General features: G+C 37.7%; 21 protein-coding genes. 5 read left to right on the forward strand and 16 right to left on the reverse strand.

Annotated elements, in window-relative coordinates; translation table 11 throughout:
* Positions 1-7: 7 nt before the first annotated feature.
* Together XM47_RS07620 and XM47_RS07625 are read left to right on the forward strand one after the other, a co-directional pair.
* Positions 8-1,222 (forward strand): GGDEF domain-containing protein, encoded by a 1,215-nt coding sequence (locus XM47_RS07620; RefSeq protein ID WP_048691330.1) that lies wholly within the window; start codon positions 8-10, stop codon positions 1,220-1,222.
* Positions 1,209-2,441, forward strand: coding sequence for an ABC transporter substrate-binding protein (locus XM47_RS07625; RefSeq protein WP_048691332.1), 1,233 nt, complete (start codon positions 1,209-1,211; stop codon positions 2,439-2,441). The genes XM47_RS07620 and XM47_RS07625 overlap by 14 nt, the downstream gene beginning before the upstream one ends.
* Positions 2,442-2,489: 48 nt before the next feature.
* On the opposite strand, the gene XM47_RS07630 is transcribed toward XM47_RS07625, so the two are convergent.
* Entirely contained in the window at positions 2,490-3,191 is a 702-nt protein-coding gene (locus tag XM47_RS07630) for a pseudouridine synthase (RefSeq protein WP_048691333.1), read from the reverse strand.
* 281 nt (positions 3,192-3,472) lie between these two features.
* Here XM47_RS07630 and XM47_RS07635 point away from each other — a divergent pair, with 281 nt between their 5' ends.
* Both XM47_RS07635 and yegD read left to right on the forward strand, forming a co-directional pair.
* The gene (locus XM47_RS07635) at positions 3,473-4,534 is read left to right on the forward strand and encodes a family 43 glycosylhydrolase (protein WP_048691334.1); all 1,062 of its coding nucleotides are present in this window, start codon (positions 3,473-3,475) and stop codon (positions 4,532-4,534) included.
* A gap of 176 nt (positions 4,535-4,710) precedes the next feature.
* Positions 4,711-6,096, forward strand: a complete 1,386-nt coding sequence (gene yegD / locus XM47_RS07640) for a molecular chaperone (RefSeq protein ID WP_048691335.1) — start codon at positions 4,711-4,713, stop codon at positions 6,094-6,096.
* A 335-nt stretch (positions 6,097-6,431) separates the two neighbouring features.
* Here the strand turns inward: yegD and XM47_RS07645 are convergent, their stop codons facing one another.
* From XM47_RS07645 to XM47_RS07675, 7 genes are all read right to left on the reverse strand, one after another.
* Positions 6,432-7,907 (reverse strand): NarK family nitrate/nitrite MFS transporter, encoded by a 1,476-nt coding sequence (locus tag XM47_RS07645; RefSeq protein WP_048691337.1) that lies wholly within the window; start codon positions 7,905-7,907, stop codon positions 6,432-6,434.
* Positions 7,908-8,340: 433 nt separating this feature from the next.
* On the reverse strand, positions 8,341-8,664 hold the full coding sequence (gene nirD, locus XM47_RS07650) for a nitrite reductase small subunit NirD (RefSeq protein WP_149865481.1): 324 nt from the start codon (positions 8,662-8,664) through the stop codon (positions 8,341-8,343).
* Between the two features lie 18 nt (positions 8,665-8,682).
* Complete coding sequence (nirB, locus tag XM47_RS07655; RefSeq protein ID WP_048691342.1) at positions 8,683-11,235, reverse strand: nitrite reductase large subunit NirB; 2,553 nt, start codon at positions 11,233-11,235, stop codon at positions 8,683-8,685.
* 13 nt (positions 11,236-11,248) lie between these two features.
* Positions 11,249-12,052 carry a uroporphyrinogen-III C-methyltransferase gene (gene cobA, locus XM47_RS07660; protein ID WP_048691343.1) on the reverse strand — a complete coding sequence of 268 codons (804 nt, stop codon included), beginning with the start codon at positions 12,050-12,052 and terminating at the stop codon, positions 11,249-11,251.
* 293 nt (positions 12,053-12,345) lie between these two features.
* On the reverse strand, positions 12,346-13,665 hold the full coding sequence (locus XM47_RS07665; protein ID WP_053084528.1) for a glycoside hydrolase family 27 protein: 1,320 nt from the start codon (positions 13,663-13,665) through the stop codon (positions 12,346-12,348).
* A gap of 62 nt (positions 13,666-13,727) precedes the next feature.
* Entirely contained in the window at positions 13,728-15,497 is a 1,770-nt protein-coding gene (locus XM47_RS07670; RefSeq protein WP_048691345.1) for an SLC5 family protein, read from the reverse strand.
* Positions 15,498-15,850: 353 nt separating this feature from the next.
* Positions 15,851-17,071 carry an alpha-amylase family protein gene (locus XM47_RS07675; RefSeq protein ID WP_048691347.1) on the reverse strand — a complete coding sequence of 407 codons (1,221 nt, stop codon included), beginning with the start codon at positions 17,069-17,071 and terminating at the stop codon, positions 15,851-15,853.
* A gap of 421 nt (positions 17,072-17,492) precedes the next feature.
* Here XM47_RS07675 and XM47_RS07680 point away from each other — a divergent pair, with 421 nt between their 5' ends.
* Positions 17,493-18,107: a tetratricopeptide repeat protein gene (locus XM47_RS07680; RefSeq protein WP_048691595.1), complete on the forward strand. Its 615-nt coding sequence runs from the start codon at positions 17,493-17,495 to the stop codon at positions 18,105-18,107.
* A gap of 73 nt (positions 18,108-18,180) precedes the next feature.
* On the opposite strand, the gene XM47_RS07685 is transcribed toward XM47_RS07680, so the two are convergent.
* The 8 genes from XM47_RS07685 to XM47_RS07720 form a co-directional block, all read right to left on the reverse strand.
* Positions 18,181-19,065, reverse strand: coding sequence for a tetratricopeptide repeat protein (locus XM47_RS07685; protein WP_048691351.1), 885 nt, complete (start codon positions 19,063-19,065; stop codon positions 18,181-18,183).
* A 114-nt stretch (positions 19,066-19,179) separates the two neighbouring features.
* Positions 19,180-20,223, reverse strand: coding sequence for a protein-glutamate methylesterase/protein-glutamine glutaminase (locus XM47_RS07690; RefSeq protein WP_048691352.1), 1,044 nt, complete (start codon positions 20,221-20,223; stop codon positions 19,180-19,182).
* Between the two features lie 12 nt (positions 20,224-20,235).
* Positions 20,236-20,862, reverse strand: coding sequence for a chemoreceptor glutamine deamidase CheD (gene cheD / locus XM47_RS07695; RefSeq protein ID WP_048691354.1), 627 nt, complete (start codon positions 20,860-20,862; stop codon positions 20,236-20,238).
* Positions 20,863-20,868: 6 nt separating this feature from the next.
* Complete coding sequence (locus XM47_RS07700) at positions 20,869-21,669, reverse strand: CheR family methyltransferase (protein WP_048691596.1); 801 nt, start codon at positions 21,667-21,669, stop codon at positions 20,869-20,871.
* Positions 21,670-21,942: 273 nt separating this feature from the next.
* Positions 21,943-22,917 (reverse strand): tRNA dihydrouridine(20/20a) synthase DusA, encoded by a 975-nt coding sequence (dusA, locus tag XM47_RS07705; RefSeq protein WP_077066508.1) that lies wholly within the window; start codon positions 22,915-22,917, stop codon positions 21,943-21,945.
* An 81-nt stretch (positions 22,918-22,998) separates the two neighbouring features.
* Entirely contained in the window at positions 22,999-25,239 is a 2,241-nt protein-coding gene (locus XM47_RS07710; protein ID WP_048691356.1) for a GumC family protein, read from the reverse strand.
* Positions 25,240-25,242: 3 nt separating this feature from the next.
* Complete coding sequence (locus XM47_RS07715; RefSeq protein ID WP_048691357.1) at positions 25,243-25,758, reverse strand: polysaccharide biosynthesis/export family protein; 516 nt, start codon at positions 25,756-25,758, stop codon at positions 25,243-25,245.
* 3 nt (positions 25,759-25,761) lie between these two features.
* Complete coding sequence (locus XM47_RS07720; protein WP_048691362.1) at positions 25,762-26,922, reverse strand: porin family protein; 1,161 nt, start codon at positions 26,920-26,922, stop codon at positions 25,762-25,764.
* Positions 26,923-26,951: the final 29 nt, after the last annotated feature.

Consider the following 26,951-nt stretch of genomic DNA (forward strand, 5'->3'; position numbering starts at 1 on the left):
AAACCATATGACTAAGCTAAGTACCGAATTAGCTGACCGGGCTATCGGAAAATTAAATAAAACGAACTGGTTAGCCGCGTTAACCATTTCTGGCTTAGTCATAATTAATAGTCTCGTTTTCAGCTTTATGTCTATGCACCAAGAGCATAGATTCAAGCTAGCTCAAGCTATCATACACCAAAAGAATACCTTAGAGCGGGTCGCTTCAGATGCCCGTTATTTTTTCAACGAAATACAAAAAGACGAACTTGACCTATTTTTACTCACTAAAATTCAGCTCGGCTTAAAAGACTCACTTGCCCAGCTCGCAAAAGCAAGAAAAGAATCTAAACAGCTTACTCGTGAATCGCTTCTAATCGATAAAGTAAAAAATTTCCATTATTTCTACGAAGCCCCCTATAAGCTATCTAATCAACTAGATAGATTTGAGCAACAAGTGAGCATTCTAATTAGCACGAGTCCAATAAACCTAAAAAAACGATATCGGCGTTGGAGCACCCTGTACCTAATTACTTCGGAACAATCCACTTTAATGCGGGGAATTCAAATTTACTTAGACGACTTGATTAATAGCTCAGATAAATACATTAATCTAATGAAGAACTTACTGCTGTTTTTCAATGTCATTATTTTACTCACAATCTCATTGCAGATGGTCTACATTTTTAGACCTTTGCTCCGCCAATTACACTCTGAGCATGATGCACTTGACTCTTCTCGCAACCAATTACAAGAAATTGCAACGACAGACCCCTTGACTAAATTAGTTAATCGCTACGAACTTGAGATGAGAGTCAAACAACTTACCCAACCAAATAATAAAATTCGATTTTCAATATTGGTTATAGATTTAGATAAATTTAAGCCGATAAATGATGAATTTGGCCATGATGTCGGAGATATAGTTTTAGTTGAAACCGCTAAGAAATTGAGGAGTATGGTTCGAAAAGACGATTTTGTCTCACGTATTGGTGGTGATGAGTTTGTCATTTGCTTAATGAAAGTGGAAACTGAAAGACAGTTATTCAATATCTTAGAAAAGATTAAAGACGCAGTCACAACACCAATCAAGGTAGCAAACTTAAATCAGCCTTTAAGTGTTGATGCCAGCATAGGCTATGCAAACTATCCCGCACATGGTAAAAATTTGAGTGAGTTATTTAAACATGCTGACATCGCCATGTATAAAGACAAAAAGGCAAAATCAGATGATAACAACTAGAACTTTTTGCGTCTTAATATTTACTTTAATTATGCCCTATAGCTTTGCTGCTGACCCTGAACGTCCTTCACTAGAATTAATTCATAGTTGGCATATTACAAGTGAAATCAATGCATTAAACATATTATTAAATGCAACTCAATCCGATAAGTCAACCCTCAGTCCAAGGTTTATCCATATACAAAAAAATAGAGAATATGTATCAGAAAGAATAGCTCATGGATACTCTCCTGCCATATCTCAATGGTTTGCTGGACCAGAGCTTAACTTAATGGGTGAATTAGGGGTTTTAAATTCACTAAATCAAATTGCGGTTGAACAAAATTGGGGAGAAATCATTTTACCTCAAATACTTAACGATATATCTCACCAAGGTGAGTATTGGGCTTTACCAATCAATATTCACACTAGAAACATGCTTTGGGTAGATACCAAAATATTCAACCAGTTAAATATGACACCACCTAAAACTTGGCGCGAGTTTTTAAAAATAGCGCCAAAAATTCAAGCTAGCGGCTATAGTCCTTTGTCGATAGGTAATACGCCAAGAAATAGAATATTACTCTGGAATACAATTGTGTTAGCTCAATCCAGCATTGATACTTACAAAAAACTCATGGAAAATCAGCTAACCTATAAAGAATTAAACAGTCTTTTAACTCAATCTTTTAAGTTACTAGACAAGGTAAAACCTTTCGTTAATCAATATAGTTTCAATGCTAAAGCTATGGCTAAGCGGTTTGCAAACAATGAAGTAGCACTCTGGTTAACTGGTGACTGGGCTAAAGCTGAATTACAACATTTAGGCTTAGAGCTGGGCAAAGAGTTTAATTGCACTATGGCACCTGGAAATAAAGATATAGCACTTTACGGCTCTGATCTATTCATTTTTCCACGTAATAACAAGATTAGCCTAGACATCATCAAAGATAGTTTTATTAAGCCAATTATCAGTGAGAAGGTACAAATTAAATATAATTTGGCAAAAGGCTCCATCCCTATATTACGAAATATAGAGATGAAGGTATTTGATGAATGCGCTCAGTTAGTTGCCAGTATTATAAAAAAACCAAATTCACTTGCGCCTTCATTTTTATCATCTTCCAATGATATCGTCTCTTTTATTTTAGAAACAACGATTCAAGATTATTGGGAAAATAATTTAACCGCGGCTGAAGTAGTTGAGCATTTAACCAAAGAGTTAATTGCAGTCCAATAAGTTAGGCTATTCCAAATTGAAATGTACACAATTGAATGGGCGTCGATATTAGAATAGATCGACTTCATCTTGGGTTAAATAGCGCCATTCGCATGGTTCTAAATCCGCCAAATCTAGCTCACCAATTTGCGCTCTGTGTAAATAAGTTACTTTATTACCAATCGCTGCAAACATTCTTTTTACTTGATGATAGCGTCCTTCCATCACTGTCACTTCTGCATAATCAGGGTGAATAAACTTTAATTGAGCAGGTAAAGTAGGCTTATCTTCACTCTTAAGCATAAAGCCTTGTTCAAATAACTCGATCGCTTCTGCCTGAGCAGCCTCATCCATAGGCTCAGCGAGCTCGGCTAAATAAGTCTTACCGCAAGCCTTCTTAGGTGAGGTTACTCGATGTGACCACTTGCCATCATCCGTAATTAACACCATACCTGTCGTATCCGCGTCTAATCTACCAGCAATGTGCAAACGCTCAGGTTTTTCAATTTCAAGTAAAGATAAAACCGATTGATAATCTTCACTATCCACTGTACTACAGATAGTATCAATTGGTTTGTTCAACATAATGTACCTTAAACCAACAACGCCTAAATCTGCCCCTCTAAATTGCACATGACTTTCTGCTGTTACTTTAGTTGCGGGGTTAGTAACCACCACACCGTCAATTTCAACATCCCCAGCTGCTATCGCCATTTTGGCTGTTTTTCGGGTGAATTCCGTTGATTCACATAAATATTTATCTAATCGCATATAAAGAAAGTTCCAAAAAGGTTACTAGCCGCCCTAATCATATTAGGTGCTCTTTTAAGCTTGGGTAGCCAAATTACAATTCAGTAAATGGACACAAGCGCCAACAAAAAGTTAGGTTTCAGTTTAACTAAACTTATGAAAAGTTAACTGTTGAGCCTTGCTCCGAGAGTTATACTTAAAACCTTAACTTGAAATAAGGTAAATACGTGCCTCGACTCGACTCCAGCTTATACAAGAGTGTTTTTCGCTTTATCTGGCTATTTACATTCAGCTGGATAGGTATGAGTCCGGTTCAAGCCGCCCAGTATAATGCTTTATCTAAGCAATCTAAACTAAGTTTAATAAAACAGCATGATATCGCATTCGAGGCATTTAAAGTCAAACTAAGAAGTCCATATATCACGCTTGCTGACGATGGCTACTATTATTTAACTGGGACAACTGCTGGGAGTCATTGGGGGTCGCAAATTGGAGTTAAAATTTGGCGAAGTGAAAACCTAATTGATTGGCAGGATTTAGGTTTAGTTTGGGATTTATACCGAGACGGCATCAAACAAAGCAGTTGGCATTTAGAGCAAAAAATACTGCATCCTGAATTTAAAAATCTAAGGGCAATATGGTCACCAGAGCTACACTATATTAATAATACTTGGTGGATACCTCATAGTATGAATTTAGGCGGCCATGGGTTATTAAAAAGTACCAGTGGGAAGCCAGAAGGCCCATATATGGCATTACCTGCAGTGAGTAAATCAGGAATAGACCCACATCTATTTAGACACAACAACCAAACTTATTACTTTTGGCAATCGGACAATATGATTCAATTAAATAGTGAAATGCTGCTGGTACCCAAAAGCTTCAAAAAATTGACAGCCAAAGGCCAGCATGAGATAGGCTATGAGGGTATTAGTATATACAAACTCAAGCACTTTTTTGTTCATATGGCGTCCGGTCGGTATGGGTACGAAGCGGATAACAGTTACGATTTATACTACTCTATTTCTAAGGATATTAATGCCGAGTTTAGCCATAGGAGAATGGCTATCAAGCATGCAGGTAACGGTAATTTATTTAAAGATAAGCATGGCAATTGGTGGAGCTCGGCTTTTGAACACGACTTTTCGAATCGTTGGAGTTTGTGGTTAATTCCCATCGAGATTCAAGAAACAGCAAATGATGTTAAATTCATTGTCAAAGATGAAAGATTCAAACCCACTAACCAAGACCAAACTACAGTTGAAGCCTTAATTGAAACAGGACCGCCAAAGCGCTGGAAAAATAGAAAACCTTGGTGGAGACCCAAAAAGGCCAATGCGCAAAGCGTCGTACGAACCAAGTAAGCAGTAGTCGTGTAAAAATCACTTCTCATCTAAATTTCTAGTAATCAATTCTAACAAACCTTAACTAGAATAAGACTTATCTATTCAAGCTATAAACCTAAATCAGCTAGCTTCTCTAAGCATCAAAGGTATAATGCCTAGTTTCAATATTTTTGAAGTTTGATAAAGGGTGAAGTATGTTTTGTGGATTAGATTTTGGAACCTCTCATTGTGCCGTTGGGGTTAAGTTAGAAGAGATAATCAAGCTAATCCCACTTGAAAATGATAGCCCCTTTATGCCTTCAACTTTGTATGCTTTTGACCGTGGTTTTATTGTCGATTATGTTCATAAGTTAATTGCTCAAAGCAGCAATAAAACCGAACTAGCTGAGTATCAAAGCTCTAGAGAAGCAAGTCTAAATAAAATTGCTCATCTAAGACAACAGCACGATCTCACAGCGAGTGAACAAACCACCTTTGTCGGCAGTGAAGCAATCTCAGAATATATTGAGTTTCCGGAAGAAGGTTATTTTGTCAAATCACCTAAATCATTTTTAGGTGCTAAAGGTTTGCAGAATAACCAGATTCAATTTTTTGAAGATATTACAACGGCTCTAATGCTTTCGGTTAAACATAAAGCAGAACTCAAATTGGGTGCAAGTTTAAGCCAAGTTGTCATTGGTCGCCCTGTAAATTTTCAAGGTTTAGATAGTCAAAAAAGTAACCAGCAAGCAATCGAAATATTAACCCGTTGTGCTAAACGTTGTGGCTTCAGCCATGTTGACTTTTTATATGAACCACTTGCTGCAGGTATAGATTTTGAAACACAGCTTAGCCAAGAAAAAGTCGTGCTAGTTGTTGATATAGGCGGTGGTACAACTGACTGCTCTATTGTGAAAATGGGGCCAAATAAGGATAAGTTAGACAGGGAAGAAGATTTTTTAGCCCATACAGGTCGCAGAATCGGTGGAAATGATCTAGACATATACACAGCCTTCCATACCTTAATGCCTTTGTTTGGTTTAGGCAGCGAATATAAAACAGGCGCCACTCTTCCTAGAACTTTTTTCTGGAACGCAGTGGCAACGAACGATGTTGTAGCTCAAAATGACTTCGTCAGTAATTCTAACCGCTTAGCAATAGAACAGCTAAGTCGAGATGCAAAGTCTACCGACTTAATCCAGCGATTAATAAAATTACAAGCAGACAAATTAAACCACAGAGTTGTTCGAGATGCTGAACTGGCAAAAATTGCGTTGAGCCAAAACGAATCGTTCAAGGTAGATTTAAACTATGTCGCAGATGAGTTAGGACAAAACATTAACCAAAGTAATTTCGCTGAATCTATCCAGCAGCCGAAAATATCGATCCAAAAGCTCATCAAAGAAGCTTTAATCCAAGCCAATACTGTACCCGATATCGTTTATATCACTGGAGGCAGTGCTAAATCTCAAGTATTAAAACAAGCCGTATTATCAGCTGTTAAAGAAGAACTCGGCATGGATGTAGAATTACTTGATGGAGATTACTTTGGCAGTGTCGCATCAGGTTTAACTAAGTGGGCTCAAAAAATTTACCGTTAGAACTTCGCCAAATCCATTATTCTTCACTGCACCAAAACAAAGCAAAGGCCTATCTCTCTTAGGTCTTCTTAATGTAAATCTCTGTTATGCCGAAAGCTCACCGCACAAAACAAACTCTTCAAACCATAAGCTAATCTGAATAAACCTCTCAATCTAGAACATTAATTCTGCTATCTAAATTAATCTCAGCTACATCAAATTTTCATTCTATTGAAAGGGCTCGGAATCATTAACCTTCAGTGCTGATTCTAACATTTAAACCTTTTGTTTTAGGCATAAAAAAAGCGAAGCCAATAGGCTTCGCTTTTTAAAACTAACGCTAAATTTAGTTTAGTTTAATTAGAACTAACTTTGATTAATTCTAATGTACCATCTTCACGTACTTCAGCCATGTGGCCAGTAGGCTCTTCCATCAATAATAAAGTAACGAAACCTAGTATTGCTGTACCAGCAATCACCAAGAAGAATGTAGATGCATCAACCATAGAGAAGATAGTCAAGTAAGTAACCGCACCAACATTACCGTAAGCACCAGTCATACCAGCAATTTGACCTGTTAAGCGACGCTTAATTAAAGGTACTACTGCAAATACCGCACCTTCACCAGCTTGTACAAAGAAAGAACAAGCCATAGCAACGATAACAGCAACCCATACTGGCCATGAAGCATCAATTAAACTCATCGCAAAATAACCAACAGCTAAACCAGCAGTTAAGATAAGTAAGGTTTTCTTACGACCAAATTTATCAGAAATTAAACCACCGCCCGGACGAGACATTAAGTTCATAAATGCATAAGCAGAAGCAACCATACCCGCCATTACAGCTGATAAGCCAAATGTATCGGCAAAGAATAAAGGTAGCATAGATACTACAGCTAACTCAGAACCAAAAGTTGCAAAGTATAAAATATTTAATACAGCTACTTGTTTAAATTTATACTGTTGAATTTCAGGAACAGGCGTTTTGAACATTTCTTTATTAACGTCATAAGCTTTATAACAATCAACAATAAATAAAACGACTAAACCGACGTATGCAATTAAAGCTGCACTTTCAGAAATAAGGGTTACACCTTCAGGTGATAATTTCCATGTTAACAATGCTAGCGCAAAGTACATAGGTAGTTTCATGACGATTAAGAAAGCAAAGTCACCTTTACTCGTTACTTCCATACCACCAACATTCTTAGGGCGGAAATAAGTCGAGCCTTTAGGCGTATCAGAAACATTTGCATAATAAACAAATGACCAGAAGAAACAAACCACACCAGTTATCGCGATCGCATATCTCCACGCATCATCACCACCGATTAAAACGGCGATCCAAGGCAATGTGAAAGAAGCAGCAGCTGAACCGAAGTTACCCCAACCACCGTATACGCCTTCTGCCGTACCTAATTCATTATGTGGGAACCACTCACTTACCATACGGATACCGATAACAAAACCAGCACCAATAAAGCCAAGTAATAGACGTGCTAGCGCAGCCATTTCAAAAGTATCAGCAAACGCGAACATGAAACAAGGGAAAGCACAGATGAATAAAAGAGCAGAATAAACTTTTCTAGGACCGAATTTATCAGTCAACATGCCAATAATAATACGAGCTGGGATCGTTAAAGCAACGTTTAAGATAAGTAAAGTTTTAACTTGTGCACCGGTTAAGCCTAATGTCTCTTTAATTGACATAAGTAAAGGTGCATGGTTAAACCATACAAAGAAAGTGATAAAGAATGCCATCCACGACATATGTAAGATTTTCATTTTCCCAGCGAAAGAGAAAATATTGAACTTAGTGCTGTTGTCCATCGTTGAACCTCTGATTAATTTAAAAACTAGTCGCTACCCTAACGCCAAACTTAAGCCTAACTGTTAACTCGTAGCTAATTCTATAATTTAAAAAATTAACGAACCGCGAACTTTTTAAATGATGCCGATTAAAAGCAAAAGCTATACCAACAATTAAAAATCATTTAAAAACAACAACATGAGTTAATCCTAAAGCTATAATGGTAAATTTATAACCTTTCACCACTAATATAGTTAAAGGAATTGCACTGTTTGTTAGCACTGCTCGAATTTATGCATCAAAAGGAATTGAATTGCTCGGCAGCAAAAAATGCTCAATGTGCGCTAAAAAGTAAGTATGAAATTAAATATTTGAGAGAATTTAGACAGAAAAGAAAGAATTGCCGGCCGAAGCCGGCATAGTCACTACTTAGAGGGTTAGTAACTAAGAAGGTTAACCTAGTTGAACTTTACCAGCTTCAACTCTTACTGGGTAAGCTTTAACCGAGTTTTCAGGCTCTTCAATACACTCACCAGTGGTTAAATCAAAGTGCTGTTTATATAAAGGTGAAGCAACTGTTAGCTTGCCTTTAAAATCAGCGATTAAGCCACGCGATAATACATAAGCATTACCACATGGATCATAATTTGAGATAGCGTAAACATTGCTTTCATCGTCTAAGAATACTGCAACTTGTTCACCATTATGTAACGCACATACACCTGTGTTTTTGACTAGGTCAGACAAATCACAAATATCGTTCCAAACTTGACTCATTTTTATATTCTCCAGTGCTTAAACGACTTCAACAGTTTCAATTACATCGCCTTTTGCGATTTTTGCTCGAGCGTCCATATCGATACGCGCTCTTTCCTGACCACGCTCAGCCACGTAAGCCAAAGTGTCATCAGTTGCATCTGAGTTAATGAAATGTGCAAAACGCTTAAGTCTTTCTTTACTATTAATAGTTTTCTTCCACTCACACTCGTAGTTATCGATAATACGTGCCATATCTGCTTCTAAATCTTCACAGATACCTAGTTTATCTTCGATAATCACAGATTTAAGGTAATCTAAACCACCTTCCATGTTATCCATCCAAACAGAAGTACGTTGTAATCTGTCTGCTGTGTGACAATAGAACATGTAGAATCTATCGACATACTTAATCAGAGTTTCATCATCTAAGTCAGTTGCAAATAAATCTGCATGACGAGGCTTCATACCACCGTTACCACATAAGTATAAGTTCCAACCTTTATCTGTGGCGATAACACCAACATCTTTACTTTGTGCTTCAGCACACTCACGAGTACAACCAGAAACCGCCATTTTAACTTTATGCGGAGTACGCATACCTTTGTAGCGCATTTCAAGTAAGACAGCCATGGAGACTGAATCTAACATGCCGTAGCGACACCATGTTGAACCAACACATGATTTAACTGTACGTAATGACTTACCGTATGCGTGGCCAGTTTCAAAACCTGCAGCGATAAGTTTTTCCCAAATAATTGGTAATTGATGTAATTGCGCGCCGAAGAAATCGATTCGTTGACCACCGGTTAATTTAGTATACAGGTTAAACTCTTTACCAATTTCACCTAATGCAATTAATTGATCTGGTGTAACTTCACCTGCAGCCATTCTTGGTACAACAGAGTAAGTACCATCTTTTTGCATATTTGCTAAGAAAATATCGTTCGTGTCTTGTAACTGAATGTTGTCATCAGAAAGAATATATTCATTCCACTGAGTTGCTAGCATAGAGCCAACAGCCGGTTTACAGATTTCACAGCCTTTACCTGAACCATATCCAGCTAATAATTCATCAAAGGTTTTGATTTTTTTAGTACGAATAATGTCGAATACTTCTTGGCGAGTATATTCAAAATGGTCACATAAGTTATTATTAACTTCTACACCCATCTCAGTTAATGCAGCATTCATTACCTGAGTTGTCATTGCAGCACAACCACCACAACCTGTTACCGCTTTAGTACAAGACTTAATGCCCGCTAAATCAGTACAGCCGCCTTTTACTGCTTCAAAAATATCGCCTTTTGAAACATCATGACATGAACAAATTTGAGCCGAATCAGGTAAGGCATCGACACCTAGTGCTGGCGCACCATCAACTGATGGTAAAATTAATGCTTCAGGCGAACCTGGGATAGCAATGTCGCCAAGCATCATTTGCAATAAATTGCCGTATGCGTCTACATCACCAATTAATACTGCACCTAATACTTTAGTATTATCTTCAGATACGATTAATCGCTTATAAACACCATCGTGCGAGTTTGAATATGTATAGCTTAAACAACCTGGTGTACGAGCTTGAGCATCACCAATAGACGCCACATCAACACCCAACAATTTAAGTTTAGTGCTCATATCAGCACCTTCAAACGCTAAATTACCGCCCGTTATGTGATCAACAGCCACTTTAGCCATTTGGTAACCAGGTGCAACTAAACCATATATCTTATTGTCCCAAAGCGCACACTCACCAACTGCGTAAACATTTGGTATAGATGTTTGACACTGGTTGTTGATAACAATACCGCCACGTGGACCAATTTCAATATCAAACTGGCGTGCTAACTCATCTTGCGGACGAATACCCGCAGAGAATAAAATCATATCTGTTTCTAAGAAAGTACCGTCAGCAAAGTTCATTCTGTAGCGGCAAGTTTCGCCAGCAACAATTTCTTTGGTATTCTTTTCTGTGTGTACGCCAACGTCTAACGCTTCAATTTTAGCGCGTAATACGTCACCGCCACCTTCGTCTAACTGTACAGCCATTAAGCGTGGTGCAAACTCAACAACATGAGTTTCTAAACCTAAGTTTTTAAGTGCATTTGCTGCTTCTAAACCAAGTAAGCCACCACCGACAACAACACCAACTTTGCTCTCTTTAGCAGAAGCAGTAATCGCTTCTAAATCTTCAATTGTTCTGTACACCAAGCAGTGATCTTGATCTTTACCTGGAATTGGTGGTACGAACGGGTATGAACCTGTAGCAAGAATTAATTGATCGTAGCTTTCTTCACGGCCGCTTTCAGTCACAATTTTGTTATTTGCAGTATCTAGGCTAATAACTTTATCTTTGACAATATAACGAACGCCATGCTCGTCATAATAATCAGGAGAAGTTAGCATTAACTCCTCTGCAGTTTTACCTGCGAAATAATATGATAATTGAACACGGTCATAAGCCAAACGAGGCTCTTCTGAAAAAGTGATAACTTCATATTGATCATAATCTGGATGTTCGATCATGTTCTCGATGAACTTATGACCAACCATACCATTACCAACAACAACTATTTTTTGCTTGCTCATTACTAACCCTCTATTAAGCTGATAACTGCTTCCATTGCGAATCTTCAGTAGTCAATGTGCCGTACCACTGTAAAGACTCTGCTAACTCAACCACTTGACCCACAACAATTAAAGTTGGTGTTTGCAACTCATTTTGTTTAGCCATAGCTTCTAAGTCAGTGATCTTCCCTGTAAAAACTCTTTGTTCATTTCGACAACCATTTTCAATTAATGCTGCCGGTGTATTTGCATCTAATCCATGCTTTAACAATTGCTCTGTGATTGTTGGCAATTTATTAAGGCCCATATAAAACACAAGTGTACTTTTCAAACTAGCAAGTGATTGCCAGTCAATATTAAACTCTTTTTCTGCGTGGCCCGTAACAAATGTACAAGCTTGAGATAAACCTCTATGGGTAACCGGAATACCCGCATATGCAACAGCTCCGATTCCAGCGGTTACGCCAGGAACAACCTCCACTTCGATATTTGAGTTTCTTAGTACTAACATTTCTTCAGCACCGCGGCCAAATACGAATGGATCGCCACCTTTTAAGCGGCAGATGTTAAAACCTTTTTGAGCTTTCTCAACGAGTAACTCATTTAACTTGTCTTGTGGGATACAATGATTTCCCATTGTCTTACCGACATAAAACGCTGGTGTATTAGAAGGGAAAAGGCTACGTATATCTTCACTTACCAACCTATCATATAAAATGATATCAGCAGACTGAATCGCACGTAGAGCTTTGATAGTAAGTAAATCAGCATCACCTGGGCCTGCACCAACAAGCCATACTTTACCAACACCTGAATTTTGTTTTACTAACTTAAACATCGTTGCACAAGCTAAGTATTAAATAGATGATGATTAAAAAGCAACAATAATGCCAAAAATAAAACAAAACTTAAAATAATCAATAATCCATTGTTTATTAAGCAATAATAATATTAACCCATAAAAAAATTGAGATAAAAAAGTGACTTGGAGATATTTATCGAAACAATTGAATTATCTTGGTTCATTGCAATGCACCAGCTTGTTGCACTAATTGAGTGCTGAAAAAAGACATAAAAAAAGTCCGAACAGCGTTACTGTTCGGACTTTAGTTAAAAAGATTTTAAGTTTAATTAAATTTTAAATAAAACTGCATCATGCGCTGCTAATTCAACGCTCAGTGAATCAGGGTGAACTTGAGCTGAATATCGGCACCATAAATCTTTTGCACCTGTAAAATTTGATAGCTCGACTTCAGAAGGAGTTAAACTGACAACGGCCATATCATCATTGGTATTCATCACGGCTAAATATTCACCTGTGCCATCTTTAGCTTGTGCACGCCAAATAACAAAGCCGGCCTTCGTCGCAACATATCGATTTGCTGTTGAGTTTTGGTTGACCGCTAACACATCAGCATTTTGTAATAACTTAATGATTGCAGGATCTGTACCTGGTAAATTAGCACCAATCATTAACGGTGAACGAGCCATAGACCATAATGTCATTAAAGTGTGCATCTCTTGCATATTGAAATTACCCACTCGATTTGTGCCGCCTGATTCCCCACGAGGTAAATCACCAATTGGCAGCATATCAGCATCTGGCCAATGGCCTTCTGTAATAAAAGGTGCCCAAATTGCACAGCGCTCCATTTGCTTTTTAAGTGATCCCCAATGATCCCAAAAATCTGCAGAAATACGCCATAAGTTCGCATGATTACGTAAATGATTTACGATTGTTGTTTCCGGTCCACCTGGCGATAAACTTAATAACATGCCTCGGCCACAGTTTCGCATTGCATTGCTTAGCGCCTCTATGTCATCAATTCTGTATGGAGAACCTGTACCAGTTGGAGAGCCGTCACTATTTTCAACTTCATGCCACGAGTTTAAGTCGTCGGCTTTAATGTAATCAACACCCCACTCTTTATACAAATCAACAATTGACTCGTAATAAGCTTTTGCATCTGGATGGGCAAAATTTAACGTGCGTAAACTGTTATACCAAGGACAAGCTTCACGATCATATGAAACCTGGTCAGCTGTAGACTTGGTCCCCTTAATAGGTGATTTAGCTTCCACCGCCTGGACTGGGATTCCGCGCATAATGTGAATACCAAATTTTAAGCCCAAACTGTGAACATAATCAGCTAATGGTTTAAAACCAGCACCATTGACTGAAGATGGGAATTTTTCTGGGCAAGGAATTAAGCGTCCGTTTTCATCAATTAACTGAGGAATATCTTTATTTTTGTAGTTGTCATGTACCGCGCCTGGAGCAAACCAAGCCAGATCAACAACAACATATTCCCAACCATACTGTTTTAGATTATCTGCAATAAATTTTGCATTCGCTTTAACTTCGTCTTCAGTAACTGAAACACTGAAACAATCCCAGCTATTCCAACCCATAGGTGGAGTCTGAGCAAGATCTGTATTAAAAAATGACATTAGAATACCTACTTTTTACGCTAGTTTGGTGTGGCAATAACAACCACACCAATCAGTTTGATTTAAGATAGAAGAGAGAATGTAATGATCATACCGAACATAAGCACTATGCTCGCGACTGACCAGAAAGTAACACTTTGATACCAAGCACCTGCACCGTCGTCTGCTAATTTAAGTGTTCTCCAGTTAAAGGTTAGATTGTCGGTAATTTGCTCTGGTCTAGGGTTAGGTGTGAACAAGCTAAGAACAGAACAAGTCACCATACATAACAACCAGTTAATAACGCCTTGATTTGCATATGGCGCTAGCCATTCGGGTGCAGTACCTGCTGTGACCCATGCTTTGATTGCTATCCCAAATAAGAAACCGACACAAACCGTGATAAAGGCAGCTTTACCATCCACTCGCTTCCAAAAAGCACCGAGTAAAAATACAGCTGAAAATGGTGGTGCAAAGAAGGTAAACAGCTCTTGAATGTAAACGAATAAGCTAACCTCTAATGTGCTAATCCAAATACCAAGGAAAATAGCGCCCACTAAAATTGTCGCTGTAATTAATCGACCAATCAGGACAATAGAAGTTTCAGTCGCCTCAGGTTTAATAAAACGCTTATAAAAATCCATAGTAATAACGGTTGAGGTAGAAGTTAAAACGGCACTTACTGTTGACTGAATTGCGCCAAATAATGCGGCTAATAAAATACCTTTTATACCAACAGGGATAAGCTCTTTAATTAAGTTAATATAGGTTTGGTCGGCCACCTGACGAACATCATTAATGCTTTCACCCGCTAGCATTATTTCTGGTTTCATTGCAAAATAAATTAAGCCTGGCATAACAACAATAAAAGGTAATAGCAGCTTTAAGAAACTAGCGAATACCATACCCATACGAGCGTTGTACATGTCTTTAGCCGCAAAAACACGTTGTATCAAAAACTGATTAATAACTGTGTACCACAAGCCGATGTAGAAGAAGCTCAAAACCCAATGAGTCCAAGGAACAACTTGGTGAGTGAGCGGTTGAATAACAGATAATCGGTTGTAGCTTTCTTCTTTTACAATTTCAGGTCTAACATGCTCGACAGCTTGTGCCCAAATACCGGTTTCTGCTTGGTTTGCAGTTATCATGTTAGAAAAACCGTCGACAATGCTACCGTCACCCAATGCATTTAAACCATATAAGGTCACTAAACTTCCGCCTGCAACCATGATAATAATGGTTACTAAATCCATCCAGGCGACAGATTTTAGTCCGCCCCAGATAGCCCAAACACCAGCAGCTAAACCAATAATTGCAATAGAGACATAAAGGCCTTGTTGTGAACCTTCAGGCGCACCAAGTAAGGCATTCATACCTAAAATTGCATCTAGAGCTAAACCGCCACCATAAATCACGGGGGCTAAAAAAGCGAAAATATTGGCTACAACAGTGACGATTGCAAAAAATATCCGCATAGGTGCATTAAATCTTTGCTCTAAAAATTCAGGTGCAGTAAAAACTTTAGCGGACAATAAAAAAGGTATAAATATCCAGATCATAAAGGTGAAAGCGATCACTGTACTCCACTCACCTGTCGCGACCGATATACCGTAAATAAAGGCGGCACCAACTAAACCGATAAAATGCTCAGTACTAATGTTTGCGGCAATATAAGATGCACCAACAACATACCAAGGTAAGCTTCTGCCTGCTAAAAAATAGTCCTCCGAATCTTCTTCTGGTTCATTTTTTTTTCTAGAGCCAGCTAAATAGCCAACCAAACTTAACACGAGAAAATAGCCACCAAAGGTAAGCCAATCTATCGGATCTAAAGCAATCGCATCAAACACGTTTTAACCTCACATAATCAACAGAATACAAAATTAAAACTAGTGGTCTAGCGCATAATTCTGTTATTAAAAAAACTGAAAAATAAAATTCACCGACCTAAAAAACGGCAAAAACAATTATTAAATATTATATATGATATAAATATTTAACATAGCGATATCATATTGATGTTACAATTCTTTACATTATCCGTAACATTTAAAAACGGCTCTAAAACTATGTTTACTGTGATTCCTTTAGGCCGATTCATGTCATCGGCCTGTACCAAGTGCTTTATTTAAGCTCTATTGAGTACGTCAAAAATGCATGTAATTGTGAAATAGAGATATCCCATTCTAGATTTAAATCATGATTAATCTTGTTGCAAAAAGATCTCGCCATCACCTCTAGGAATGTCAAAATCAGGTCTCGGCACCTGAGTTGAAACCGCTAAATAATTTTTGTCGAAAACAACTTTAACGGGTTTATTAAATGGAGGGTTATAGACAGCAACCCCCTTTTCAAACTCTCTTTGATAAGCACCATCACTACGTTTAAAGCCTTTAGCAACCGGCTTGCCTAAATCGGCATCCCAAAAAGAATACCAATTATGTAGATGATCTGGTGTGGGGAGTGGATTACGATCAGCATATAATACATAGCCGTCTGAATGGGTTATGCCCATAGTTGTGATAGCACGCATTGCTTGTTCTTGATTTCGGTCAGCTGTCCATAACTCTAAAGCATTTATTTGTGGTGACTGAAATTCCGTCTCATACATAGCTAACGCTTGTTGCATTTTCTCCCAAGTACAAAGTCGATCGGTTTCTGGGCCGCATTCCATAAATGCACCATTAATATAGTCTTTATATTTTGCTACTTTGTCGATTTCATCATGGATATTCACCAAAATAAGGCCATCTTGGCCAATCGAATGCTTAATTTTTTTGATAATTTCTAAATGACCACTCCAATCTAGCATGACACCATCGTAAATACCTGAATCAACAGCGGCTCTGGCTTGTTGAGCGACTCTTTGCTGAAAGTTTTCATTTTCATAATTAATAATATAGTAAGGTTCAGGACCACCATCCCAACCCATCACACGTGTTCCATCTGGATTTCTCGCCCAATACTCACAGTCTTCAGGAAAGTAACTTCCAGGGGCATCACGCCAGCGAATCTCCATTAATAACACCATATCAGGGTTGTGGTCTAATAAAGTTTTACGATTCTGTTTAGCCTGAAACAAAGTATCTTGAGTAAACTGAGTAGCCATACCTGCATATTTGTCGTCCCAAACCAAGCCCAAAACGAGTGGCGTATTAAAACCAAGCTGGCTGACAGGCTCTTCCCATAAGAGTGAATGTTTAGCTGCTGTTTTAAGTCGATTTGCCAAAGAATCTGTTTTAAACGTTTCTGGCATATCTAACGGATTCCATGCCTGAAATACAGCTGGGTATGATTTATTTTTGATACGCTCAACAAATGAGGATTGGTCACCTTCTTGTGTTTCAGCTGTAACGGCACATGCTGTTATTGAAGCAGATGCGAGGCTGATTAATAGTGCGATTGTAAGATATTTTATTTTCATTTCGACCTTAGTATTCTTTGGTTAAATTATAACGCTCGATAACATAGGCCATTTATAATATAAATAGGTGTAAATAATAGTGATATAAATGTAATTTTTTGTTAAGTAATTATTTTAACCTTTAAATATCATACATTTAAAATAAAACAGTGTGCTAAAAGTGACTCCACATACCTAAAGTGTATCGACTCCCTGTATGCTTAAAAAAAGTTAATCCGGTTAAAATTGCAACTATCATCCCAGATATTGGCTGCTTAATAATTAATACTTTCAAGCAAGGCACTAAACTAAGCCCCTAGCTATTACCTTAAGAGATACTAAAATTTAGAGAGTAAAACCTAGCAAATCATCTATAAACTAACTATATTGGCTTAATATTTGCTGAATAATGTTTACGGTTAGAAACGTCGATAAGTTGACTATGTTGAAAATTTTATGCTTTTGTATTTTGTCCTTGGTAAGTTTTCACCAATACGCAGTGGAGCTCAAAGTAGTACAAATATATTCTCAAGAAGAACTTTTATCTTGGATAAAACAGAATATTCATTTAGATCGTGTGGTCACCGATAGATGCCAACTGGTTGAAGATATTGAAGCACGAGCTGAAATAGTTAAAGTACCTTCGTATCAATTTCTTTGGGGGGATATGCTCGCTTGGGGGGTCTGTGTAGAAAGAAATGCAGAATTAGGCTTACATTACATTGAGCTTGCTGCCAACCAAGGGTTACCGGAAGGATTGGAGCAGTTAGGACGCTATTATGCAAAAGGCATATTAGTGCAAAAAGACGAAAAAAGAGCCATTACTTATTTAAGAGAAGCTTCCGCTATGGGTAGTATTAGAGCAAGAATCGGTTTTGTTGAAGCCTTGAATAATGGTTTAGGAAGCCCGCTTGACTTTCAAGACGCCTACCACTGGTTGCATAACAGTATTATCCAAGATAAATCTGAACATAAAAAAGCACAACAAGCATTAGCTAAGCTAGCTGAGAAAATGCCAGCCAGAGTCGTTGAAAAAGCAAAACAAGCTTTAAACTAGTCATAGCAAGCAATTAAAACCTAAAGTTCATGACTCTAGGTTTTAGTTATCAATTTGGTTGAGAGTATATAGCTTAGTACAATAAGCTATATAATTGACGACGTACTTTAGTCGCAACTTCGTTGCCACTTGGCATCGCCGCTAAAATATCCATTAGTGCTTTCTTAATTTCACCGTCTTGTGCATTTAAATCCCGACGTAAAATTGCCATTAATAAGCCAAGCGCTTCCTCAAACTGTTGTGCTTGATGAAGCTGAATAGCTAACTTTAATGTGCTTTCTTCATCATTGGGATTCTCGGCCAAGGCTGCTCTTAAAGCCTGAATTTCAGGTGTTTCTGCAGCTTGTTTGTTTAGTTCTAGTTTAGCGATCAAACTATGGTAGTAATCGTCTTGATCAACTAAAGTAATACTCGACAATAAAGTTTCAGCTTCTGAATTTTGTCCAAGTCCTAAGCATGCATCTGCTAACAATTTTTTGCCGTCAACACTGTCTGGTACTAATTCTAAAATTGTTTTAGCTGAAGTAAATGCAGTTTGAAAATCACTTGCTAGAATTTGAGCTTTCGCTTGAACAAAATACTTATCTTCAGGTTTAGGTAGATATGGTGCTAACACCTTACGAACTTCGGCTTCCGCTTGTCCACCAGCAAAACCATTAATAACCTCACCGCCTTTGAACAATACAACAGTTGGTAGGTTTTGAATGCCAAATTGCATTGCGATTTGTTGCTGAGTTGGCTGATCACAGTCAACTTTAGCGAGTATAACCTCGTCTAGATACTCTTGGCAGATATTTGCTAACGTTTGTGACATTGAAATACTTTGTTCGCTTCTTTGCGTAAAGAAATCAATGATAATTAATTTATTCTGAGAGCCTTCAATAATAACTTGCTGAAAATTTTCCGCTGTTATATCGACAACGTTATTAGCCGATAATTCCGAATTTGATAATTCCACTACTACCTCAAAAATAAATGATATATTTCAATATTATACTTAATTTAAATTAAGATGCATTTGATAACTAAGCGCTAAGCAATTTTGCAATTAATAAAAGTCGTTTGCTAAAAGCTATTTAGTTGCAGTCCCCATAGCCAACGCAGCGATATCTTGTAATGGTGCAATTTTTTGCGCTGCTTTTAATTCAACCGCTTTACCAGGCATGCCCCAAACAACACTAGTCGCTTCATCTTGCGCAATTGTTTTGCAGCCCATTTGTCTCATATTCAGTAGGCCTTGAGCACCATCTGCTCCCATACCCGTTAAAATAATGCCGGTAGCCTTACCATTTGTCTGCTCAGCAACAGAATCAAATAATTTATCCACGGCGGGCCTGTGTCGATTAACCGTCTCCCCTTTATCTAGCTGGCAAATGTAACCTGTTGGGGTTTTCTTTATCGTTAAATGATCGTCACCAGGCGCAATATAAACACAGCCTAATTCAATCTTTTGATTATGCTCGGCTTCGTACACTTTCATTTTAGCTATGCCATCCAATCTATGTGCGAAAGAGGTCGAAAAAACAGGTGGAATATGCTGAGTAACAACAATAGGTGCCATATGTGCTGGCATCCGTGTAATTACATCTTTTATCGCTTCTGTGCCACCTGTACTTGCCCCTATCGCAATTAAATAGTTAGGATTAAATTTTAATAATTCAGGTGAAACTTTAATATTACTTTGCGCAACTAACCGCTTAGAAGGCGGTATTTTACTTTTAGCTTTACCTGCAGCTTTCACTTTATCAATTAAATCTTGGGCATATAAATTAAGTTGCTCTGCTATTTGCGCTTTAGGCTTAGCTACATAATCAACCGCACCTAACTCTAACGCCTCTAAGGTTGCTGGCGCACCTTGCTCTGTTAAAGTTGAAACCATAATGACAGGCATCGGACGTAATCGCATCAGATTACGTAAAAAAGAAATACCATTCATTTTTGGCATTTCTATATCTAGCGTCAGTACATCTGGATTAAGCTGCTTTATTTTCTCGCGCGCATCATAAGGATCTTCAGCCGTGCCAACTACATTAATTTGACTGTCTGCATCGAGTATTTCGGTTAGCAGCCCTCGAATTAAAGGAGAGTCATCAACAATTAATACTTTTATAGCCATATAGACTCCAATTTAAAACAACTCAATGTCACTTTCATCTTTTTGATGCTCTATATCTGTCATATAAGCTTTCTCACGACGTTGGATTGTGTCGTTGTGCATGCTTCGTAATTTTTTAACTTTCGCAACGCCTGAATTAGGATGAAATATCACTTTTCTAGGCCAAGGCCCACCCACATCATGAGCAATAACTGGGATTTCTTCCGTTTTAAAAAAATGCCGGACAAAGTTTATATTACTCATGCCAACATCAGACATATTTGGAACTATCTTGCCACCACCAAAAACTTTCGCAATCATATTTTCTCTACGACCACCATTTTTGATAATCTCGTTAATCAAATATTCCATTGCCCAGTGACCATAACGGCAAGTATAGCTAGAATCTAAATGCCAACCTTCTGCGCCATGCATATCTTTCTTGGCGGGTAGCATAAAGTGATTCATTCCCCCAATGCCTAGCACTTCATCCCAAATGCAAGCCGAGATGCATGAGCCTAGCACAGTCGAAATAATTTCATTTTCCTTGGTGACATAAAATTCACCAGGTAAAATTTTAGCAACGACAACTTGACGTTTTTTATCAATAAAACGTTTAATATGTTCAAAGCCTGCAAAGTTAGGTTTTATTTCCACAATCTAAACTCACACCTTTTGATAAATGGTTTGACCTAAAGGCTTAAAGTCTGTTATTTCTCGACTCATACTTTCAGAATGTCCCATAAAAAGATAACCACCCGGTCTAAGTAAACTCGCATATCTTCGCATTAAGTTATTTTTGGTTGGCATATCGAAGTAAATAACAACATTACGGCAAAAAATAATATCAAAAGGCCCTTTCATAGGCCATTCGGCAAGTAAATTTAAACGTTTAAAGTGAATATGCTGCTGTAGTTCTGATTTAATTTTAAATTGGCTACCGTCTTTGTTTCTGACAAAGCCTTTTTGTTGAATAATTTGATCTAAACCATTCACATTGGTATCTGAATATACCCCTGCTTTAGCTTTGGCCAATACATTCGAGTCTAAATCTGTGGCAAGTACTTTTAAGTCCCATTGACTTGCAGAAAACTCAGGCACCATTGTCATGGCAATAGAGTATGGCTCTTCTCCTGTGGAGCAGCCAGCAGACCAAACCCTAATTCGTTTATCTAACGCATGTTGCTTTTTAAGCTCTGGAATAACAGTTTGTTTCAAATACTCAAAGTGATGATTCTCACGAAAAAAAGAAGTCAAATTAGTGGTAATAGAGTTAATGAAATGGCTAAACTCTTGTTCCTTATGACTTTCTAAGTACTGACAATATTCATCGAAATGACTTAAATTTAAGCTTCTTAATCGACGAGCAAGCCTAGAATAAACCATCTCTCGCTTATGCTCACCCAATACAATACCAGCAGAATCATACACTAACTCGCGGATAACTTTGAAGTTAGCGTCAGTCATAACAAATTCACGGTTATTCAAGAAACAGCTCCATGCTTACGATATTAATTAAAGTTATTATATAGAGTCAGGATAGAAGTTTTTTCCTTAATTATCCAAGTTAATTGTAGAAAATATATGATTTTTAAGGATTAAAGATTTATTCCTTTGATTAAGCGCAAAAACTTAACTCATTATACAAAGAAGCTTATTTTCAAATAGGCATGAAAACAAAAATTGAAGGGGGAATATTGCTTAGCAAACTAAACTTGGTAAGCAATATTATGTATTCGCTTATTCTGTCATTAAAGAAATTGCATTCTCAAACAGCTCAGTGCCTATTGGCATTTTTCTAGCATTCTCACTTAAGTATCGTCGCCATATCCTAGCTCTTGGCTGGCCACTAAATAACCCCAACATATGTCGAGCTATATGCCAGCTCGTAGCTCCATCTTGAGTTTCATTCTCGACATAATCTAGCATAGCTTGAACAACTTGGATTCGACTCAATTTAGCTTGCTTATCGTCATAAATTAATTCATCGACTTGATGTAATAAATATGGGTTTTGATAAATAGCTCGGCCCAACATAACGCCATCAAGACGCTTAAGATGCTCCTGAGCTTGTTCTATCGTTTCTACTCCACCATTAATACTAATTTCGAGTTCAGGAAAGTCGCGTTTAAGTTGATAAACTCTATCGTAATCTAGTGGTGGAATCTCACGATTCTGCTTAGGGCTTAAACCTTTTAACCAAGCTTTACGAGCATGAACAATAAAGTGATTACAACCAGATTCAGATACTTGATTAACAAAATTTGTCAAAAATGCATAATCGTCAAAGTCATCAATACCAATACGGGTTTTAACTGTGACAGGAATATCAATATTTGCTTGCATAGTTTTAACGCATTCTGCAACTAACTCAGGTTCTGCCATCAAACAAGCGCCAAACCGGCCATTTTGAACTCGGTCAGAAGGGCAACCAACATTAATATTAACTTCGTCGTAACCATACTCTTGGGCTTTAACTGCTGCTGCCGTCATATCCTTAGGGTCACTGCCACCTAATTGCAAAACAACTGGTTTTTCGATTTTATTGAATGCTAAGTAGTCGCCTTTTCCATATAAAATGGCACCCGTTGTTACCATTTCTGTATACAGTACTGCATTTTTACTCAATATACGGTAAAAATAACGACAATGCCGATCTGTCCAATCAAGCATTGGAGCAACTGAAAAACTGTGATTTATGTTGTTTTTGTTCAAACTAAGGCCTAACGGATTTGTTGTGTTTATAGAGGACGCTTGGATTTTATCACTTATGCGAAATAATTGACGGTTATAAAGTTATTTTTTAACTTTTATTTTTTCGTATTGTTTCATTAATTCCTGCTGTCGCAGTTTTAAATTCGCCATCTCTTTTTCGCTATACCTAGGCGGCAAAGCTACAACTTTATCGTTTGTTTTGACTGGGATGATAGGTTTAGGGTTATTTGTGTATTGTCTATACTGGTATCTTGCCAGTTTATAATTGACTTGGTTCATAACCAAACCAAGAATATTAGCATCCACCTGTTTCAGTAACTCAATACCATTTTGAATTAAACCTCTGGGTGTCGTTTCTGCTCTTGAAATAAATACAACGCCATCAACAGCTTTAGAAATAGCTTGAGCATCAGAAACCAAGTTGACAGGTGCGGTTTCCACAATCACTCGATCATAGTGTTTAGATAAAGCTTTGAGTAATTTAGAAAAATCAGGAGAAAGCAATAGTCGTGTTGGATTCGGGCATTCTCGTCCCGCACACAGCACATCATAGCCGAGTGATTTTTGTCTATGTAAACACGAGATTAACTTAAATTGTCCAGATAACAACTCAACTAAGCCCGGTCTAGTTTTCAGCAAGCCAAGCTTGGTAGCCATTGACGGTTTATGTAAGTCTGCATCTATTACTAGCACTTTCTCAAGCTCAGAGAAGGCTTTGGCTAAATGCAGTGCAATGGATGACTTACCTTCACCAGGCATAGCAGAGGTAATTGCAATCACCTTACTGGAGTCATGATTGACCTTCAAACGCGTTCTTAATGCACGCATTGCTTCAATATAGTAAGGATTGGTCGACAGCTCATCGTGTTCAATGTGCCCTGTCATTTCTTTTCTACGCTTAATTTTTGGTAACTGAGTTAACAAATTAAGTCCCGTAACCTGACATGCCTCTTCTGCGGTTTGTATCCCAGTTCGCTTAAATTCAAGTAAAAATATCAGCACAACCCCCAACATACCACCTAATAAAACGGCTAAGACGACAATCAGAGATTTTTTAGGGCTAACATGAGCATTGTTTGGTATTGCGTAGTCTAAAATCCTTGCAAAAGACTTCTGCATACTTTTAGTTGCTTTTGTCTCTTGTAGACGTTTTAAGAAAGTATCATAAAGCTCTTGATTGGCCTCAACCTCACGTTGCAACCTTCTATATTTATTTTGCGAGGAGCTTAGTTGCTGTAGTTCTTGCTTAGCAGCATTAAAGTTACTTTGCAGTTTTTCAAAGTTTTCTTTGGCACTGATATACTCGGTTCGAACCCCTTTAATAAGTGAGTTAACTTGTTCTTTTAAAGTTAACTGAACTGAATTAATTTCTTCAACAACACCGATTCGTTTTGGATGCTTAGGTCCATAAACTAGGGATATTTCGGCTAATTTTCTTTTCAATCCGGATAAAGTTTGCTGGGTTGCATCAACCATTGAATTTGGTCTGATTGCAGAAGATGCCAACAAGAGCAGTGGATCAGTTACATCTTGAATTGCCAAATATTGAACTTTCAATTCATCAATACGTCGAGATGCTTCTAATTGCTGTGCGGCTAGGGTTTCAATGTCTTTGTTCTTCAGGCTGAGTACACCTGTAATTTCAACTAAGTCTTCTTCCTTTACAAACCGCTGTAAATCTTGCTCAGCATCACCTAGCTTGACTTTTAGTCGCTCTAATTCAACTACAAGCCAGTCCGCAGCATTGTCGTTAACTTCTTGTCTTGAATCTCGGTGAAATTCCATATAAACATCAGCCAATCCATTTGCTAGTTTAGCTGCAAGCTCAGGTGTAGATGCATTAGCTTTAATATTTAATAGCTGGCTACCTGAAACCTGACTAACACTCATCATTGATTGTAACTGAATCGCTAAATCTTGAGTCACTGTATGCTTAATTTCTGGCATTAACCAAGGTTTGAGATCCGGAATATATTTAAGAATAGGCGGTTCTGGTTTGTAATTTAATTGCTGAGCAGTCAAACCTATTTTATCAACTACTCTAGCTAACATGTTGCGTGATTTAAGTAGTTCAATTTGAGTGTTGTAATGCTCTTTAGTTCGGGCTTCTAAGATATAAAGCTCGTCGATAGAAACAACATTCCCTTGATCAATTCCAACTTGAATTGTGGTTGAGGCACTATATTTCTTGGTCGCATTTTCTGCATAAATAGCTGCAAACGCAAAAAAACAGAAAGCTAAAGATATAGGTAGCCATTTTCTGCGCCATAACAGCACAAAAAGTTGACTTAAATCTATTTCATCATCTTTCTGTTGTTGCATTAGTTAAAAAAAGCTCTGTTTAATGGTAATTACGTCACCAGGTAAAATTTCAGTTTGTGAATTCGCTTCAATTTTAATTTCGCCTGAGTTTCTTTCTAGCAACCAAGTGTTTGATGCTCTTTCTGTTAAGCCCCCTGCTAATGCTATTGCTTTCGCTAACACTAATCCAGGTTGATAAGCAAAACTGCCCGGTCGTTTAACCTGTCCATGAATATAAAAAGGACGATATTCAATCACAGAGACATGAACTTCCGGCGAAATTAAGTATCCATCTTTCAACGCTTCTGAAATATTTTCTCTAACCTCAGAAGTCGTTTTATTAATAAGTAAAACCTCACCAATAAAAGGGTAATTAATCACCCCTTTATTATCGATTTTAGCTTTAACAGATAAATCTGCTTGACCATAAACATGTATCGAAACAACGTCACCCGCAGCCAAGTGATAGTCTTGAATTTCGGCATATAATTGCGCGGTTAAAAATGCAAAAGCGAGTATAATAAGCTTCAAACATTTCATTAATTAACTACCCAATTTCACAATTAAATTCAACCCATACACATTTTGTCGATAATCAAACCTATCTAAGCTATCAATGTTTTTCTCGTATCCATAGTCCAATTCAATATCTAATAGTCGGTTTACTTGGTAAGACAATGCCATATTCAACTGAGTATTTTTTTCTAATTGGTCATTAGTTAACTGTTTTAAATTACCTCGACTATATCCCAAGGTTGTTTTCATTTGGTTGGCCCAAGTATGTTGCCAAGAAAATTTTATCTCTCGGTTTAACTGTAATGCCAAGTCCAAATACAGACTATTGGACTGCTGACTTGCGCTCGTTAAATAAAATATTGAATAGGTTTTAGGTGCCCAACTTGCAGTTAAGGACCAATACTCACTTTCTTTTTCTGCAGAAGTAATCGCTTCTGTTGTTATTTCTTGACCTAACTTAAAGTCAAATCCCGTTATCGCAGTTGCTTGCCAATTAAGGCCCAAGGCATAAATCTTACTGGTATTATTACGTACCGCCGCATCTATAAATTCGTATTTGTTTTGGGCTAGGTGGAAATAAAAGAAACGCCCGTCTCGCCATTGGTACCCTAAATCAAGATTAGCAACCTTGATGTCTAAATTATTATCTAAGGCAATTTTTCGACTCGACTCATATTCTTTAGATGTAGCACCGATTGAGCTTCGGACAATCATGCCTTTTTCAGATGCAGGATTATATCGATAACTTAATGCATGATTAGAAAAGGTGTAATGATCTGGAGTTGATAAAACCTCAGGATCATTTTTACTGATCCCCTCACCTCTAAACTCATCAGAATCTGAATATCCCAAATTTGCGCTAAAGCCATGTTGAACATCTGCTTGCCAGTTGAATCCAAGATACACTTGCTTTTCTTCGGTATTATCTTGCTCTGATTCTGAAAATTGGGTTTTGTTAAGGTTTAGGCCTGTTTCAATAGACATAACTCGCCATTGGCCGCGTAATTGGACATTCGCAGCGAGTTCACTATAGCGAGTTTTAAGTTGCTCTTGGGTCTTTAGTAAATTGTCTGTATGACCTAAATTAAACTTAGCGCTAGCGATCGCCCCAGTTGGAGTGTCTGCAAAGCAATAGCACACAACAATATAACTCAAGCTGACCAATATACGGGCAAACTGGTTAAACATTTTTTTACAACCTTGAATACGCAGCTACA

The organism is Catenovulum maritimum, from assembly GCF_001050375.1.
Classification (GTDB): domain Bacteria; phylum Pseudomonadota; class Gammaproteobacteria; order Enterobacterales; family Alteromonadaceae; genus Catenovulum; species Catenovulum maritimum.